The sequence below is a fragment of the Paraburkholderia graminis genome, assembly GCF_003330785.1.
GTDB classification, from domain to species: Bacteria; Pseudomonadota; Gammaproteobacteria; order Burkholderiales; family Burkholderiaceae; genus Paraburkholderia; species Paraburkholderia graminis.
This window is the reverse complement of record NZ_CP024934.1, coordinates 1,170,102-1,185,225: the sequence shown is the minus strand read 5'-3', so window position 1 is coordinate 1,185,225 and position 15,124 is coordinate 1,170,102. Positions and strand designations below refer to the sequence as shown.

At 63.2% G+C, this 15,124-nt stretch carries 19 protein-coding genes; 6 read left to right on the top strand and 13 right to left on the bottom strand.

Annotated features, from left to right (window positions below):
* Positions 1–975 (bottom strand): LysR substrate-binding domain-containing protein, encoded by a 975-nt coding sequence (locus CUJ91_RS05340; RefSeq protein ID WP_053857771.1) that lies wholly within the window; start codon positions 973–975, stop codon positions 1–3.
* Positions 976–1,111: 136 nt separating this feature from the next.
* On the opposite strand from CUJ91_RS05340, the gene CUJ91_RS05335 reads away from it, so the two are divergent.
* Complete coding sequence (locus CUJ91_RS05335; protein ID WP_208716155.1) at positions 1,112–2,326, top strand: MFS transporter; 1,215 nt, start codon at positions 1,112–1,114, stop codon at positions 2,324–2,326.
* Between the two features lie 14 nt (positions 2,327–2,340).
* On the opposite strand, the gene CUJ91_RS05330 is transcribed toward CUJ91_RS05335, so the two are convergent.
* Positions 2,341–2,523 carry a hypothetical protein gene (locus tag CUJ91_RS05330; RefSeq protein WP_114155980.1) on the bottom strand — a complete coding sequence of 61 codons (183 nt, stop codon included), beginning with the start codon at positions 2,521–2,523 and terminating at the stop codon, positions 2,341–2,343.
* Between the two features lie 169 nt (positions 2,524–2,692).
* Between CUJ91_RS05330 and CUJ91_RS05325 the strand changes: the two genes are divergently transcribed.
* Positions 2,693–3,595 (top strand): LysR family transcriptional regulator, encoded by a 903-nt coding sequence (locus CUJ91_RS05325; RefSeq protein WP_114155979.1) that lies wholly within the window; start codon positions 2,693–2,695, stop codon positions 3,593–3,595.
* Here the strand turns inward: CUJ91_RS05325 and CUJ91_RS05320 are convergent.
* A complete protein-coding gene (locus CUJ91_RS05320) occupies positions 3,561–3,959 on the bottom strand; it encodes a RidA family protein (RefSeq protein ID WP_114156686.1) in 399 nt (132 codons plus the stop codon). The two genes, CUJ91_RS05325 and CUJ91_RS05320, sit on opposite strands and share 35 nt — an antisense overlap.
* A 130-nt stretch (positions 3,960–4,089) precedes the next feature.
* Here CUJ91_RS05320 and CUJ91_RS05315 point away from each other — a divergent pair, with 130 nt between their 5' ends.
* Positions 4,090–4,995, top strand: a complete 906-nt coding sequence (locus CUJ91_RS05315; protein WP_029969921.1) for a LysR family transcriptional regulator — start codon at positions 4,090–4,092, stop codon at positions 4,993–4,995.
* Between the two features lie 86 nt (positions 4,996–5,081).
* Here the strand turns inward: CUJ91_RS05315 and CUJ91_RS05310 are convergent, their stop codons facing one another.
* The 4 genes from CUJ91_RS05310 to CUJ91_RS05290 all read right to left on the bottom strand — a co-directional run bounded on the left by CUJ91_RS05310 (position 5,082) and on the right by CUJ91_RS05290 (position 7,543).
* Complete coding sequence (locus tag CUJ91_RS05310; RefSeq protein WP_006048319.1) at positions 5,082–5,534, bottom strand: winged helix-turn-helix transcriptional regulator; 453 nt, start codon at positions 5,532–5,534, stop codon at positions 5,082–5,084.
* Entirely contained in the window at positions 5,518–5,949 is a 432-nt protein-coding gene (locus CUJ91_RS05305) for a hypothetical protein (protein WP_175130879.1), read from the bottom strand. The genes CUJ91_RS05310 and CUJ91_RS05305 overlap by 17 nt, the downstream gene beginning before the upstream one ends.
* A gap of 157 nt (positions 5,950–6,106) precedes the next feature.
* Complete coding sequence (locus tag CUJ91_RS05295; protein WP_006048321.1) at positions 6,107–6,619, bottom strand: GNAT family N-acetyltransferase; 513 nt, start codon at positions 6,617–6,619, stop codon at positions 6,107–6,109.
* 24 nt (positions 6,620–6,643) lie between these two features.
* Complete coding sequence (locus tag CUJ91_RS05290; protein ID WP_006048322.1) at positions 6,644–7,543, bottom strand: LysR family transcriptional regulator; 900 nt, start codon at positions 7,541–7,543, stop codon at positions 6,644–6,646.
* A gap of 120 nt (positions 7,544–7,663) precedes the next feature.
* Here CUJ91_RS05290 and CUJ91_RS05285 point away from each other — a divergent pair, with 120 nt between their 5' ends.
* Entirely contained in the window at positions 7,664–9,268 is a 1,605-nt protein-coding gene (locus CUJ91_RS05285; protein WP_244230972.1) for an MFS transporter, read from the top strand.
* A gap of 23 nt (positions 9,269–9,291) precedes the next feature.
* On the opposite strand, the gene CUJ91_RS34590 is transcribed toward CUJ91_RS05285, so the two are convergent.
* Positions 9,292–9,498 (bottom strand): hypothetical protein, encoded by a 207-nt coding sequence (locus tag CUJ91_RS34590; RefSeq protein WP_132384614.1) that lies wholly within the window; start codon positions 9,496–9,498, stop codon positions 9,292–9,294.
* Between the two features lie 309 nt (positions 9,499–9,807).
* Here CUJ91_RS34590 and CUJ91_RS05280 point away from each other — a divergent pair, with 309 nt between their 5' ends.
* Both CUJ91_RS05280 and CUJ91_RS05275 read left to right on the top strand, forming a co-directional pair.
* Complete coding sequence (locus tag CUJ91_RS05280; RefSeq protein WP_114155977.1) at positions 9,808–10,002, top strand: hypothetical protein; 195 nt, start codon at positions 9,808–9,810, stop codon at positions 10,000–10,002.
* 115 nt (positions 10,003–10,117) lie between these two features.
* Positions 10,118–10,588: a YaiI/YqxD family protein gene (locus tag CUJ91_RS05275; RefSeq protein WP_006048326.1), complete on the top strand. Its 471-nt coding sequence runs from the start codon at positions 10,118–10,120 to the stop codon at positions 10,586–10,588.
* A gap of 21 nt (positions 10,589–10,609) precedes the next feature.
* Here the strand turns inward: CUJ91_RS05275 and CUJ91_RS05270 are convergent, their stop codons facing one another.
* From CUJ91_RS05270 to ctaD, 5 genes are all read right to left on the bottom strand, one after another.
* Positions 10,610–11,485 carry a lipid A biosynthesis lauroyl acyltransferase gene (locus CUJ91_RS05270; protein WP_029969940.1) on the bottom strand — a complete coding sequence of 292 codons (876 nt, stop codon included), beginning with the start codon at positions 11,483–11,485 and terminating at the stop codon, positions 10,610–10,612.
* Positions 11,486–11,769: 284 nt separating this feature from the next.
* Complete coding sequence (locus CUJ91_RS05265) at positions 11,770–12,195, bottom strand: c-type cytochrome (protein ID WP_244230971.1); 426 nt, start codon at positions 12,193–12,195, stop codon at positions 11,770–11,772.
* Between the two features lie 17 nt (positions 12,196–12,212).
* Entirely contained in the window at positions 12,213–12,542 is a 330-nt protein-coding gene (locus tag CUJ91_RS05260; RefSeq protein ID WP_006048329.1) for a hypothetical protein, read from the bottom strand.
* Between the two features lie 10 nt (positions 12,543–12,552).
* Complete coding sequence (locus tag CUJ91_RS05255; protein ID WP_029969943.1) at positions 12,553–13,191, bottom strand: cytochrome c oxidase subunit 3; 639 nt, start codon at positions 13,189–13,191, stop codon at positions 12,553–12,555.
* The gene (ctaD, locus tag CUJ91_RS05250; protein ID WP_374710152.1) at positions 13,188–15,113 is read right to left on the bottom strand and encodes a cytochrome c oxidase subunit I; all 1,926 of its coding nucleotides are present in this window, start codon (positions 15,111–15,113) and stop codon (positions 13,188–13,190) included. The genes CUJ91_RS05255 and ctaD overlap by 4 nt, the downstream gene beginning before the upstream one ends.
* Between the last annotated feature and the right edge of the window lie 11 nt (positions 15,114–15,124).

Genomic DNA, 15,124 nt, shown 5'->3' with positions numbered 1-15,124 from the left:
CTATCGCCGCGCCCCTTTCCTGCGCGATGTGCGTCGAGCCGGCACCACCGAACTGCGCGCCGCGGCCGCGAGAATCCATTTCTCGAATGCGATGACCGCGTCGTCGCGGGCCCGGTCGGTGTTCACGACCAGGGTGTAATCGGGTCCGCGCCCCGCGGGCTCGGATATCGGACACACAAGACGCCCCGTCGCGATGTCGCGCTCGATCAGCGGCAGCGATGCCAACGTCACGCCGAGCCCTTCCGCCGCCGCGCCGAGTTGCAGAAAGACATGATCGAAGTCGAGATGGCCCGCGCCCTGCAAGCCCGGCGCGCCGGCCTCGCGTAACCAGTCGGACCATGCCGTGCGCGTGCTCATCGAGTGAAGCAGCGTGTGATTTCGCAAATCGGCAACCGTCCTGATCGGATGGCTTTGCAGCACCGCTGGACTACAGGCGGGCAGGCGCAGGTCGGGCATCAGCGGCGTCGACGTGAGGCCCGCTGCGTCCTCGGGTCCCGAACGCACGCCGATGTCGAATGCGCCGCCGACATAACGCAGCTTGCGTGAGGTTGTCGAAAGCCGCACATCGATGTCCGGATAAAGAGCGCGGAAATCGGTCAGACGCGGTATGAGCCAGCACAACGCGAAGCTCGCCAGCGTATTCACGCGCACGACGCCGGTAACACGACGCGTAATCGATTCGTGGCGCAGCCGCGTGACCGAACTGCTCAGCCGCGAAAACGCACCTTTGACATCATTGAGCAGAGCGGCGCCCTCGTCGGTCGGGACGACGCCGCGCGAGCGGCGCTCAAAGAGAGGCACTCCGAACCAGTCTTCCAGCATTCGGATCTGCTTGCCGACCGCCCAGTGCGTGACGTGCAGATCGCTCGCCGCCGCGGCGAAACTGCCCAACCGCGCGACCGCCTCGAAGTGCCGCAATGCATTCAACGGAGGCAGGTTTCCGGCCTGCTTACCCGTGCGTTCGTCTGTGTCCATGTGGTGACTTTTTCTCCCGTCTGACGCTATTTTACGTCAGTTGTGCGCCGCTCCCGACGACCCATAGACTATGGGTGCGCTTCAACAAACGCTCGAGCAGTCGCCAGGCCGCGCGCTTTCACCACTCGATTGAACCATGAGACCTTTCTCTTCCTCGTTGCCAACGACGGCGGCGGCCAACGCATCCGGTAACTCGTCCTCCGTTTCGCGCGCGCGCGTGCTCTGGCTCTCATGCACGGCGCACGCGCTGCACGACGGCTACACCGACATGATCTACGCGTTGCTGCCGGTCTGGCAGACGGACTTCGGACTCGGTTATGGCGCCCTCGCTATCGTGCGCGGCGTCTATGCGGGCACGATGGCGACGCTGCAATTGCCCGCCGGGCGCCTCGCGCGCGCCTGGGGCACGCCTCTGACCCTCGCGTTGGGTACGTTGCTGGCCGCGCTGGGCTACGCAGTCGCCGGCATGTCGGGAACGTTGCTGGGTTTATGCATCGCGCTCGCCATCTCGGGAAGCGGTTCGAGCACGCAACATCCGCTGGCTTCGGGAGCAGTCGCGCGCGCATATGGACGCAACGCTCGCGGGCCGCTGAGCGTCTACAACTTTGCAGGCGACCTTGGAAAATCCGCGCTTCCTGCGGCTATTTCGCTTCTGATCACCGTCATGCCGTGGCGTCATGCGCTCTGGGCCATGTCGGCCATCGGCGTTTTAGTCGCCGTCGTCATTGCACTTTTTCTCCCTTCGATACCAGCAAGCGAGGCTTCCACAGCCGAAGCGCCGAGCCACAACAGCAACGGTTCGCGCTCGGGCTTCTCACTGCTGTTCACGATCGGCGTACTCGACACCGCCGTGCGCATGGGCTTATTGACCTTTCTGCCATTCCTGCTGAAAGCGAAAGGCATCTCGCCGCCGATGATGGGCACGGCGCTCGCGCTCGTCTTCATCGGAGGCGCGGCGGGCAAGTTCGTGTGCGGCTGGCTCGGCGCACGCATGGGCGTCATCGGCACTGTGTTTGCAACCGAAGGCGGCACGGCCGCGCTGATTCTTGCCGTGCTTTACCTGCCATTGACGCCCGCCCTCGTCTTGTTGCCGCTGCTCGGCGCGATGCTCAACGGCACATCGTCGGTGCTTTATGGAACGGTGCCCGAACTGACTTCGGTCGAGCGGACCGAGCGGGCGTTTGCGCTCTTCTATACCGGCACTATCGCCTCGGGCGCGCTGTCTCCGGTGGCTTATGGTTTTCTCGGCGACGGGATCGGCGCACACGGCGCTACGCTTGCGACCGCGGCCACGGCGCTGGCGGTCTTGCCACTCGCGCTTGCGCTCCGTCCGCATTTGCGCAAGACGTGAGCTTGCGCGCGGTCTCACAGCAAACGCATTACCTCGCACACCGCTGCGGTCGTCGCGAGAATGATCAATGCCCCACAACATAAACCGGTTAGGTACGCGAACAATGCCTGCTGCGCGTCGAACGTAACGGGGTCGCCATCCGGCGGAATCCGCGGATAAATAGCGTCGTCATAGTGAGCCTGTTCAATGTCGGACATGGCGTTTCTTCGTGATCGATCCATCGTGGACCATGCATCGAACGGCAGACGCCGGGAAGCCGCACGTCTGCTTGCGCAATGCAACGGATGACGTTAGCGTGTCACGAAACGTGCTGCTTTCAAACCGGCTGCCGCGTATTTCTGTGATGACATAATCGAATGGATCGTCATGAAAACACTCGATTTCGAAGCGGTACAGGCTTTCGTGCTGGTTGCCGATCTCCGCAGCTTCACGCGCGCGGCCGATGCGCTGAACAGCACGCAATCGGCAATCAGCATCAAGCTCAAACGGCTCGAAGAACGGCTCGGCCACCGCCTGATCGAACGCACGCCGCGCATGGTGCGTCTGTCGCCGAAGGGCGAAATCTTTCTGCAGGCCGCGCGCAATCTGCTCGGCGCGCACGACGACGCGCTCAGCGCGCTGGCGCGCGAGCGCATCACGCTCAAAGTCGGCATCAGTCATCACATCGTCGGCAATGAATTGCCGCTGCTGCTGCGGCATATGCATCGCGCCGATCCGGGTCTGCTGGTTGAGATGCGCGTATCGAGTTCGCGCGATATCGAAGCGCAATTCGACAGCGGCGCACTGGACGCCGCGCTCGTCCTGCGGCATGACGACAGCCGCCGCGACGGCGAAACGCTGCTCAACGAACCGTTCGGCTGGATAGCGACACCCGACTGGGTTCATCACGCAGGGCAGCCGCTGCGGCTCGCGACTCAGGCTTACCCCTGCCGTGTGCGGGCAATGGCCGTGAGCGCGCTCGATGAAGCACGCGTGCCGTGGGTCGAGGTATTCGTCGGCGGCGGCATTGGGACGATCGGCGCGGCCACGCAAGCGGGGCTCGCGGTCGCCGCCCTCGCGTTGCGCGTCGCGCCGCCGGGCACGGTCGATGTCGGCCCGCGACTCGGCTTGCCGCCGCTGCCGTCGCGCGAAGTCGTGTTGTATTCGTCGACGTCTGACGCGCAGGTCCGCGCGGCGTTGCGCACGCTGGTCAGCGCTTTCCGCTCGACGCCGGCCAACGCGCCTGACCGGCACATCAGTCGTTCAGAGGAAGCTTCGCAATTACCTTGATCTCGAAGTCGAAGCCGTAGAGCCATGTCACTCCGACTGCGGTGAGCGCCGGATGCGGCGCGTCGCCCCAGAATTCGGGAACGACCTGCCACACGCGCTCGAATGTCGATTGCGGGTCGACCATGAACACGGTCACGTCGACCACATCGTCGAATGTGCATCCGGCCTCGTGCAGGATCGCATTCAGGTTCCTAAACGCGAGACGCACCTGCTCCTGCAAATCCGGTTCAGGCGTGCCGTCGTCGCGGCTGCCGACTTGGCCTGATACGAACAGCAACCCGTTCGCCCTCACGGCCGGTGAATACCGGTTACGCTCGTAAAGCGCCCGACGTCCCGGCGGAAATATCACATCGCGCTTTGCCACTTTCGCCTCCATTGATCAATCGCTGGTTTCGATCAGCTCACTCTACCGATCGACGCGTGCGCGATAAACCGTCAACGCTGTCCATGACTATTTGTAGAATGCAAACAATCTAATCACGAGGCAAACGTTCATGGACCGCTTCGACGCAATGCGCGCTTTCGTCCGGGTCGTCGAGGCAGGCAGCTTCACGAAAGCGGCCGAGACGCTGCATATGAGCAAGACCACGGTGACGCATCTGGTTCAGCAACTGGAGGCGCGCTTGCGCGTCCGGCTGCTGAACCGGACGACGCGCAGGATCAACGTCACGCCCGACGGCATCGCGTATTACGAGCGCGTGACGCGATTGCTCGCCGACATGGATGACGCCGAGACGAGTCTCTCGAGCGCATCGGCGGCACCGCGAGGCCGCCTTCGCGTGGACGTGCCGAGTCCGCTCGCCCGCCTGATCCTTATCCCGGCGCTTCCGGCATTTCTCGCCCGCTATCCGGACATTCAACTCGACATGGGCGTCAGCGACCGCACCGTCGATATGATCGGCGAGAACGTGGATTGCGTCGTGCGTGGCGGCGAGCCGAACGATCAGTCGATGGTGGCCCGGCGCGTGGCGGATCTTGCGCTCGGCGTGTTCGCTTCGCCTGGATATCTGGCGTTGGCGGGTGTGCCTTCGCATCCCGCGGAGCTTGAAAACTCGCATCACCGTATTGTCGGGTTTTCGTGGGGACGCGCGGGCAATCTCTATCCGGCCGTCATGCGTCGTGCAGGGGAAACGGCAAAGGTGCAAGGCCGCTACGCGCTCGCGGTGGACGACGGCAACGCCTATCTCGCGGCCGGAGTCGCGGGGCTCGGCATCATGTGGCTGCCGCGTTATATGTCGAAAGCGCATCTGAAACGACGCGAACTGGTCGCACTATTCGAGGACTGGCAGCTCGATCCGATGCCGCTTTACATCGCGTATCCGCCGAACCGCCACGTCAGCGCGAAGCTGCGTGTGTTTATTGATTGGGTGGTGGAACTGATGAATGAACGGGACGTGTGATGGGAAGCTATCTGAGCACCGTCGATGCGATAGTGAATGATGGACGCAACGATGCCGTCACTGTCCCGTCGCGGACTGCCTCCCGCTCACTCCCTACTCTCAGGAAAAATACATCCGCCATTGCGGACCAGTTCCTTCACTTCTTCGCTCACCTGCACCGGGCTTGCCTTCAAACGTGCAACGAAGTCCTTGCGGCGCCTCACGTACGACTTCGAATCGTGCCTGGCGCTCCAAACGACTATGCTAAGCACGATCGGAATCAGGTCGAGACCCTTCTCGGTCAGCGTGTAGAAGTCCTTGCGCCTGTCCTCGGGGCTGGGCGCCTTCGAGAGAATGCCTTGCTCTTCAAGAAACGCAAGGCGCGTAGCCAGCACGTTGGTCGCGATTCCCTCTTCCGATTTCAGGAATTCGCCATACGTCTTCTTGCCAGCAAACACGATGTCGCGAATGATCAGCAGCGACCACCGGTCGCCGAAGATCTCCACGCCGTAATTGACCGCGCAATGGGACCGAAGGTCTTCTTTACACGTCGTCTTCATGGCTGGATTCTAACATCGCTTGCATGTCGCAAGTTAATTTCGGTCGTTGACTTCCAGGTTGTGGGGGAACCGTCCATTGATATCGCTCCACCAGCTTTTCCGCAGCGGCGACCGCCTTCTCATTCCACAATTTCTCGGCAGCATCAATACGGACGTCCTCACGTTCCAGCGCATCTGCCGCCCAGTACGCACGGACGCTGCCAACCGGAAGATCATCGGTCGCCGATGCAATCGCGCGGAACAGTAGAAACTCCGGCTCGCCCTCAACCTTGGTCCAATACGCCAATTGAAGCATGGCGCGAGCGGCTTCAATGACGCCGAGGCGACCTTCGAGCAAGTCCAGCGCTCGGGCGCGAATCTTCCGGCAATGCTTGCGCCAAAGCTCTTCGTTCGTGACTCCAGGCGGGATCTTCATTTTTTTATGCATCGCGTGTGCTGACGCCGAATCGTGCAAATGTCAGTTTTCAAGTCGAGGAGCAGTCCGGCCGCAGGGCATTGCTAAGGTCGGCGATGAGTTCATCGGCGTCTTCCTGGCCAACTGAAACTCTGACAAGGCCAACTGAACACGTCGATCACAACTTTTCCATCGACGCATACCGAACCATCTTCCTTCCGTGCCCCACGACATCCCCTCGCCGCACCAACCCAAGCTTCTCCGCAACGCGAATAGACGCCAGGTTCAACGGATCGATTTCAGCCACCACTTCCGCCAAACGCAGCGTTGCGAAAGCATGCTGCAGCACCGCTGTTGCAGCCTCCGTCGCTATGCCCGAGCCCCACGCTTTTCGCGGCAAGCGCCACCCAATTTCAATCTCCGGTCCAACAGCATCCGCGGGAATCAGGAGAACCCACCCAAGAAAATCCGCCGCATCATTCCGGCTTCTGATCGTCCAATAGCCCATGCCCGCCGGGTACGGGCCGAGCGTGCGCGCTTCGACGAATGCGCGATGCTTCCGTGCGTCCGACCAGGGCCCATCGACGAAGCGCGTGACCAGCGGATCTCGATCCATCGCAAGACATTCATCCGTATCCGCTAGCGTCCGCGGCCGCAATATCAAGCGAGGCGTTTCGAAAACAGGTTGCATATAAGAGCCTTCCTCCGGTTGCCGCTAACCCTCGCGACCGCCAAACAGCCGTTCAGCAAGGAAATCGACGAACACGCGCAGCTTCGGCGACAGTTGCCTGCTCGACGGCCACAGCACCGAGAACTGGCCTTCGTGTTTCAGATGCGCGTCGAGTACGGTTCGCAGCGTGCCGGCGGCGAGATCGTCGCGCACGAGGAAGTCGGGCATATAGCCGATGCCGAGTCCGAGCACAGTCGCGCCGCGCAACGCCTCCATGTTATTGCAGGTGAGCACCGTCGGAAACGACGCCACGAAGTTCGCGGGCTGGTCGCGGAACTGCCAGTCGTGCAGCTTGCCGGTGGTCGGAAAGCGAAAGCGGATGCAAGCGTGCCGCGCGAGATCGGCGGGCACGCGCGGCACGCCGTGTTGCGCAAAGTAAGCGGGCGTCGCGCACAACACGAAGCGAAAAGGTCCGAGACGGCGCGCGGTCAACTGTGAATCGGCGAGATCGCCGCTGCGGATGGCCGCGTCAAAGCCGCCTGCGATCACGTCGACGATGCGGTCGTTGAAATCCAGTTCCAGCTCGACGTCGGGATAACGCTGCATGAACTCGGGGACGACCGGCAGCAGGAAGCGATAGCCGATGGTCGGCAACGTCACGCGCAGGCGGCCGCGCGGCGCGGCGTTGGCCTGCAGCATCATCGTCTCCGCATCGGTGAGCGCGTCGAGGATGCGACGGCAGCGTTCATAAAAGCGCTCGCCGTCTTCCGTCACGCTGACGCGCCGCGTGCTCCGCTGCAGCAGCCGCACGCCAAGCCGCGTCTCCAGCCGAACCACGCTCTTGCCCACCGCCGACGCGGACAGCCCGAGCCGCCGCGCAGCGCCGACGAAGCTCTGTGCTTCGACCGTATGAACGAACGCGACGATACCGGTGAGATTTTCCATGGAAGGCGCTCAGCAGATTACGGAATTAAAGTCCGCATTGATTGTACCTGTCGGGCATTTATCGATTGAATGTCCGCAACTAGACTGCCCGGCATCACGTCACGCCTGGATGGACACATCATGACTTCTTCAATCGATCGACCCGCGTCAGCCCGCTGGATGGTGCTGCTCGGAGTGTGCTCGGCAGCCGTCGTGCTGCCGCTCAGTTTCTCGGCGGGAGCGATAGCAACGCCCGCGATCGGCCGCGCGCTCGGCGGCAGTCCTGTCGCGCTGAATTGGATCACCAACGCGTTCATGCTGTCGTTCGGCAGTTGCCTGATGGCCGCCGGCGCGCTGTCGGATCAGTTCGGCCGGCGCCGCGTGTTCCTCGCGGGCATCGCCGCGTTCGCGCTTTTTTCGCTGCTGCTGACGATCGCACCAGACATCGTCTGGATCGATGTGCTGCGCGGCGCGCAAGGCATCGCGGCAGCCGGCGCGCTCGCGGGCGGCTCGGCCGCGCTCGCGCAGGAGTTCGACGGCCACGCGCAAACGCGCGCGTTCAGCCTGCTCGGGACGACCTTCGGCGTGGGACTCGCATTCGGCCCGGTACTCGCGGGCGGCTTGATCGAAGCAGCGGGTTGGCGTGCCGTGTTCGCGTCGACGGCGGTCATCGGCGTGATCGCCCTGCTACTCGCGGCGCCGTGGATGCGCGAGACGCGCAATCCATCGGCCGGCCGCATCGACTGGCCGGGCATCGTCAGCTTCACCGCGATGCTGTGCCTGTTCACGGTCGCCATTCTCGAAGCGCCCGCGCGCGGCTGGTCGGACCCGGCGATCCGCGCGTTGTTCGTGGCGGCAGCGTTCGCGCTCGCGGCATTCGTCGCGATCGAGCGGCGCAGCGCGCATCCGATGCTCGACCTGTCGCTGTTCCGCTATCGCCGCTTTATCGGCGTGCAGATGCTGCCGATCGCGACCTGCTATTGCTTCGTTGTGCTGCTGGTGCTGCTGCCGATCCGCTTCGTCGGCATCGACGGCCATACGCCGTTGATCTCCGGCCTGATGATGCTCTCGCTCTGCGGTCCGATGCTGTTCGTTCCGTCACTCGCGGTGTGGCTCACGCGTCACGCGTCGCCGGGCGTCGTGTCGGCGGCGGGCTTGCTGATGTCGGCGGCGGCGCTTGTGTGGCTCGGCAGACTGCCCGCCGACGCCACGCCGTTCGCGATGCTCGCGCCGATGGCCGCGATCGGCATCGGCGCGGGACTGCCGTGGGGCTTGATGGATGGACTGTCGGTGAGCGTCGTGCCGAAGGAGCGCGCGGGCATGGCCACAGGCATCTTCAGCACGACGCGCGTGGCCGGCGAAGGGCTCGCGCTCGCGATGGTCAGTGCGGCGCTCTCGGCGTTGGTCAGTGCACGGTTGCGCGCGGCGCTGTCGTCGTTGTCGTCGTTGTCGTCGTTGTCGTCATTGCCGTCGTTGCCGTCGTTGCCCGGCATCGACCGGGACCGGCTTGCGGCCGCCGCTCAGCAGCTCGCGACCGGCGATCTCGCCGGCGCCGCGGCGCGACTGCCAGGCGTTCGCGCAGCGTTCTTACGCGAACAATACGTCGACGCGTTCTCGTTGCTCGCAGATGGACTCGCCATCGTGACCGTGCTCGCCGCGCTCGCGACGCTGCATTACCTTCGGCCCGATCCGCAAACTGCAACGCGCATCACGAACGCACCAGTGCCGGAAGCCGCGGACCGATAGACGCCTCGCTAAAAAGCACGCACTCAACTGCGTCCTTTCGCCTGACTGGTTCCCGGTCCGAGCGAGTTGCCGCTGCCGCTCGTCGGGGACTTTCCGGACACCTCCGTTTGCTGCCGCTCCCGTCGTGCGTCTTCGCGCGCCTGCTCGGAGGGCTCGCGGCGAACGCCGCTTGCCTGTTGCCTATCGGCTTCGCCACGGCTCGGCATGGATGATTGCTTGGTTCGATTCATTGCGCCTCCTTTTTTGCGCCGGACTACAAAATACCGCTACGCCGCAAGCGCGATACCCGAGCGCGATTTTCGCGGCACATGCAGGGGCAGTCAGCGTAATAGCGGCGGCAACCAGCTCCGTTGAACCGCGCAATTGAAGGATTTACGAGTCGACGTGTACTTGGTACACCGGATCGGTTGCGTCATCCACCAAGCGTCGGCGTGCGCGTGGCATACCGGTTGCGGCGAGAAATCAGCCGGAAGTGCTCGCTGCAACTCGCCAGCGAACCGGCAACGCCAAGTCATCCACGATCCAGCCTGGAGATTTCTATGAGCACAGGAAGACACGCCAATAGCCCGTCGGGGCCGGCGAAACCGACGGCGGTCGAAACGTCGATCGTCAAGGAAGAGGAAGGAATAGTCGAACTAACGAACGAGGACGATGCGCCTGGCGGCGCCGAAGGTGTCCAGCCACAGCAGCAAGATGAGCAACGCCGCGACGACGATTCCGCCGCCAGGCCGTAGACCACGACAGCCGACCGAAGTACACCGAAGCAACACCGAAGCAACACCGAGACAACAACAGGACCGCTGCCACCGTTGATATATGATCGCGTTTTAACCTGCTGGAATGGCCTTCATGCAAGTCCTGGTCGACGCCGACGCTTGTCCCGCCGTCATCAAAGACATGTTGTTTCGGGCCGCGCGGCGTGCCGAAATACTCGTGACGCTGGTCGCAAACCAATATCTGCGCACGCCGCCGTCGCCGTTTATCAGGTCGATCCAGGTGCCGGCCGGTTTCGACGTGGCCGATGCGCGCATCGTCGAACTCGCCGCGTCAGGCGATCTCGTGATTACCGCTGACATACCGCTCGCCGCCGCGGTACTCGACAAGGGCGCGCATGTGCTTGATCCGCGCGGCAACCGGTTCACACGCGAAAACATCCAGGAGCGCCTGACGATGCGCGACGTGATGGATCAACTGCGCAATACGGGTATCGATACGGGCGGCCCTGCGCCCTTCACCGCGCGCGACAGCAAAGCGTTTGCCGGCGAACTCGACCGCTTCCTCGCGCGTCACGGCACGCCGCCTCGCGCGCCAGGTGGATAGGCCGCAAGCGAGTCAAACGCTTCAATACACCGGTGCCATGCCCGGCGGCCGATGCTTGAAGCGCCGGTGCACCCAGTAATATTGTTCCGGAAACCTAACGACCTGCTCTTCGAGAAACGCGTTCATTCGACGCGCATCGACCTCATCGCTGTCCGAGGGAAAGTCGGCGAGCGGCTCGAAGATCGTCAGCTTGTAGCCTTCGTAGTCCGGCAGCACCTCGGTCACGAACGGCACGACGCGCGCGCGCCCCAGTCGCGCGAGACGCGAAACAGCCGTCAGCGTGCAGGCGGGAACGCCGAAGAAAGGCACGAAAACAGAGTTGTCGACGCCGTGGTCCATATCCGCCGCGAGCATCACGTCTTTGCCCGACCGCAATAACGCGACGATCCTTTTGGCGCTCGACCCGCGCTCGATCATCTCGGCGCCGAACCGGCCGCGTTGCCGCTTCGCCAGCTCACATAGACCTGCGTTCGACATGCGCGTGTACAGCGACGCAATCGGCAGGCGCGTCGAGTACAGCATGCAGCCGACCTCGATACCCACGAAGTGAAAGCCCATGAAGATAGTAGGCGGCGCGGACTCGTCGTCGAGATCGATTTTGCTTTCGATCTGCACGATGTCCCGGATCGATTGCGCACTGCCGAACCACTGAATGCCTCGCTCGAGATAGCTTCGGACAACGTGGCGAAAGTGCGCTTTCGCAAGCTGTTGATGTTCGTGCGCCGTCTTCTCGGGGAAGCAAAGCCGCAAGTTCACCAGCACGATGTGCTTGCGGCGGCCGGGAAGCGCATACAGCAGCGTGCCGATAACGATTCCAAGCCGTGCGACGAATTTATAAGGAAGTACGGAAAGCGTGCGTAGCAACGCCACGATGAGCGCAAGGCTGAGGCGTTTCAAAGGTTGTCCCCTACCGGTGGTAAGTGTTGGAAAGCGAAGTGCAGCAGCCGCCGTTCGACCGTTGCGACGGCCGCCGATTGCCTAAGAACAGGAATGTCTTCGCTCGAAATACCAACCGTGGACCGCACAGCCCAAGCGTGATTACCGAATGACTGGGACGACTCGCGAATCCCGGCAGTGTAACAGGCGGCTCAGTGGCGACTCACTTCACGATCGAGCCCCGAATCTTTGCGAGCGCATCCACGCCGGCGCGCCACGATGCAAACCGGCGCACCTGTAGCCCGTCAATGCAGATAGAGATAAGCGGCAATGTCGCGCGCCTGATCCTCGGTGAGGCCGAGATCGGGCATCGCGGTGCGCGGGCTGAACGCTTGCGGATGCATCAGCCAGCGCTCGAGGTTGGTCGCCGAATTGGCCGCAACTCCGCCGATGTACGTCCGTTGACGAAGGCCCATGAGCGGCGGCCCGACCAGGCTGTTGGCGCCTTCCACGCCCTCGATCGTGTGGCACGAGCCACAACCGGCGTGCACGATCAAGGCCTGGCCTCGAGCCGGATCGCCGCCGGTCAACGGCTCGCGTTGCGGCGTCTGTTGTCCGCACGCGCTCAGCATGAGGACGGCGAGACCCGTCATCGCGTAAGCGAGGACCGCTTTACTGACCGTCGCTCGCCGCGCCGCCAGCCCGCTCGCGCATCCACCGATGCGTGCCAACGGAAATCGCCGGATCGTCATTGCGCGCATGGCTGAAGCACCCATTGCGGCACATACTGCGCGAACAGCACGAACGTCGACAGCAGACCGACCAGCGTCGCGACCTGCGCGAGAAAATGCGCGCGCGCGGTGCTTTCCGCGGTGGCATCCGGTGGAAACAGGCCGCCCATCCAATGCCGCCACGCGCCGACCGTCGCCGCCGCGCTCAACACCGCGCTCGCAAGCGTCACGGCGTGCAGCATCCAGGTCGTGCCGGCATCGCACGATCGCGGCACCAGCGCATAGGTCAGCGACAGATTCGAGAGCGTCAGGAAAGGCGCGAGCAATAGCGCGGACCATACTGCCATGTCGATCTCCTCACAAACGCGGCGCCCAGTAGACGACTGCATAAATCGGCAGCCAGCTAAGCACGACGAAGTACCAGTAGGCGGCGTTCTCGCTGACGTCGACATAGCGCTTGCCTTCCACTGGCCCCGTGAACAGCAGGACGTCGAGCACGGCTGTGTCGAACGTATCGGTGATCAGGTGAACGGTATGCAAGCCCATCAGCATCCACAGCACGGACCCATAAGCGTTGTCGTACCAGGTCACGTTGAGCGCCTTGAACTCCAGCGCCCGCACGCCGAGAAAGGCGAACGAAAACGCGAGGCACACCAGCAGCCAGAGCCGCGACGCCGCGCGATCCTCCCGCTCCGCCGCGCGCTTCGCGAGATGGTTCGGCAACATGCTCACGACGAGGATCGCCGTATTCACGCTGCCCCATAGCAGGCCGGGGCCTGGCGCGTTCATCGGCCAGACGGATGCGAGCGTGCGCAGATAGAAGTACATCATGACGGCGATGGCGAACACCGTCCCTTCTATCACCATCAGTCCCATCGTTCCCCACCACATCAGGCTGCGATGGCTGAAGCCATACGTCGGCAGCTCTCCGACGTGGATCGCCTTGCGGGCCGCGCGCGGCCGACCCTCGGCATAGCGCTCGTCAACGGTAGTCACGGGCGTTTCTCCAGCGCGAGATGCTGATCGGTTTCGCGCCGCCGCGGCCAGAACCACGCGGTCATCGCGATAGCGACGGGCACGGTGCCCCACACCACCGCCCACGGCGTGAAGATGGAGCCGATGAACAACACGGTCGTCGCCACGGCGCTGACGAACGGCCAGATGTTGGGCGTCGGAAAGACCGGCCGATGATCCGGCATCGCGTCGAGTACGCTCGTCACCAGCACCTGCCGGCTATTCGAATCCAGTCCGCTGACGGTGGAAGGTTCGCGCGGCGCGTCCCACAGCGGATAGCCGCTGTGCACGACCGGCACCTTCACGAAATTGCCCGCGTGCGGCGGCGACGCGGTGCTCCATTCGAGCGTTCCGGCGCCCCACGGATCGTCGCCGGCAACGAGTCCTTGTCGACGGCTATGCAGCACGTTGACGATAAACAGCAGCACGCTCACGGCGATAATCGACGCGCCGATCGTCGCGGTCAGATTCATCGTGTCCCATCCCATTCCCGACGGATACGTGTACACCCTGCGCGGCATGCCATGCAGCCCAAGCAGATGCATCGGAAAGAATGCGACGTTAAAGCCGATGAAGAACAGCCAGAAATTCCAGCGCCCGAGCGCCTCGTCGAGCAGGCGTCCGGTGAACTTCGGGAACCAGTAGTAGAACGCGCCGAATAGCGGAAACACCGCGCCGCCGATCAGCACGTAATGCAGATGCGCGACGACGAAATACGTGTCGTGCACCTGATAATCGAGCGACACCGACGCGAGCATGATGCCCGTCAGCCCGCCCAGCACCAGAATGAAAAAGAACGCGAGGACGAAGAGCATCGGCGTCTTGAAGCTGAGGCGTCCGGTCCACAGTGTCGCGATCCAGCAGAAAATCTGGATCGCCGAAGGCACGGCGATCATAATGCTCGCCGCCGTAAAAAAGCTCTTGCCGAGATCGGGCAGATTTGTCGCGAACATGTGGTGAACCCACAGTCCGAACGAGAGAAACGCCGTCGCGATCAGCGCGAGGACCATCGCCGGATAGCCGAATACGGGCCGTCGCGAGAAAGTCGGAATGATGCTGGAGATAAAGCCGAGCGGCGGCACGAAGATCAGATACACCTCCGGGTGCCCGAAGAACCAGAAGAGATGCTGCCAGAGCACCACGTCGCCGCCCTCGCCGGGGTTGTAGAAATGCGTGCCGACGAGCCGGTCGAGAATCAGCGCAGTACTGCCAAGCATCACCGACGGCATCGCGAACAGCACCATGAACGACGTCACGAGCACGCTCCAGACGAAGAGCGGCATGCGGTTGAGCGTCATGCCCGGCGCGCGCATCTTGAAGATCGTGGTGATCAGCACGATAGCCTCGAGCAGCGCCGACAACTCGGTGAAGGTGATCATCTGCGCCCAGAAGTCGATGCGCTTGCCCGGCGAATAGTCCGGACCCGAGAGCGGCACATAGGCGAACCATCCGGCGTCGGGACCGATGTCGAGTGCGAACGCCACATAGAGCATCAGTCCGCCGAACAGGAACACCCAGTACGCGTATGCGTTCATGCGCGGAAACGCGACGCTGCGCGCGCCGATCATCAGCGGCACGAGGTAGACGGCGACCGCCTGCATGACCGGCACGGCGAACAGGAACATCATCGTGGTGCCGTGCATCGTGAACAACTGGTTGTAAATGTCGGGGCCGACGAGCCGGTTGCCCGGACGCGCGAGCTGCAGGCGCATCACCAGCGCGAGGATGCCGCCCGCGACGAAAAAGCCGAACGTCGTGGTCATGAAGCGGCGGCTGATCGTCTTGTGATTGATCGCGGCGAACACGCCCAGGAAGCCCGGCGGGTCGCGCCAGGTTGCTTCGAGCCTGTCGGCTTCCTGCGGGTCGGTTTGCGGTTCGTCGATCACGTCGAACCGGTCCGTCATCGAGGCATGAT

Excerpts from the sequence above, each read along its gene's own strand:
- CUJ91_RS05340 (WP_053857771.1), bottom strand. The coding sequence starts at position 975 with ATGGACACAGACGAACGCACGGGTAAGCAGGCCGGAAACCTGCCTCCG.
- CUJ91_RS05335 (WP_208716155.1), top strand. The coding sequence starts at position 1,112 with ATGAGACCTTTCTCTTCCTCGTTGCCAACGACGGCGGCGGCCAACGCA.
- CUJ91_RS05330 (WP_114155980.1), bottom strand. The coding sequence starts at position 2,523 with ATGTCCGACATTGAACAGGCTCACTATGACGACGCTATTTATCCGCGG.
- CUJ91_RS05325 (WP_114155979.1), top strand. The coding sequence starts at position 2,693 with ATGAAAACACTCGATTTCGAAGCGGTACAGGCTTTCGTGCTGGTTGCC.
- CUJ91_RS05315 (WP_029969921.1), top strand. The coding sequence starts at position 4,090 with ATGGACCGCTTCGACGCAATGCGCGCTTTCGTCCGGGTCGTCGAGGCA.
- CUJ91_RS05310 (WP_006048319.1), bottom strand. The coding sequence starts at position 5,534 with ATGAAGACGACGTGTAAAGAAGACCTTCGGTCCCATTGCGCGGTCAAT.
- CUJ91_RS05305 (WP_175130879.1), bottom strand. The coding sequence starts at position 5,949 with ATGAAGATCCCGCCTGGAGTCACGAACGAAGAGCTTTGGCGCAAGCAT.
- CUJ91_RS05295 (WP_006048321.1), bottom strand. The coding sequence starts at position 6,619 with ATGCAACCTGTTTTCGAAACGCCTCGCTTGATATTGCGGCCGCGGACG.
- CUJ91_RS05290 (WP_006048322.1), bottom strand. The coding sequence starts at position 7,543 with ATGGAAAATCTCACCGGTATCGTCGCGTTCGTTCATACGGTCGAAGCA.
- CUJ91_RS05285 (WP_244230972.1), top strand. The coding sequence starts at position 7,664 with ATGACTTCTTCAATCGATCGACCCGCGTCAGCCCGCTGGATGGTGCTG.
- CUJ91_RS34590 (WP_132384614.1), bottom strand. The coding sequence starts at position 9,498 with ATGAATCGAACCAAGCAATCATCCATGCCGAGCCGTGGCGAAGCCGAT.
- CUJ91_RS05280 (WP_114155977.1), top strand. The coding sequence starts at position 9,808 with ATGAGCACAGGAAGACACGCCAATAGCCCGTCGGGGCCGGCGAAACCG.
- CUJ91_RS05275 (WP_006048326.1), top strand. The coding sequence starts at position 10,118 with ATGCAAGTCCTGGTCGACGCCGACGCTTGTCCCGCCGTCATCAAAGAC.
- CUJ91_RS05260 (WP_006048329.1), bottom strand. The coding sequence starts at position 12,542 with ATGGCAGTATGGTCCGCGCTATTGCTCGCGCCTTTCCTGACGCTCTCG.
- ctaD (WP_374710152.1), bottom strand. The coding sequence starts at position 15,113 with ATGACGGACCGGTTCGACGTGATCGACGAACCGCAAACCGACCCGCAG.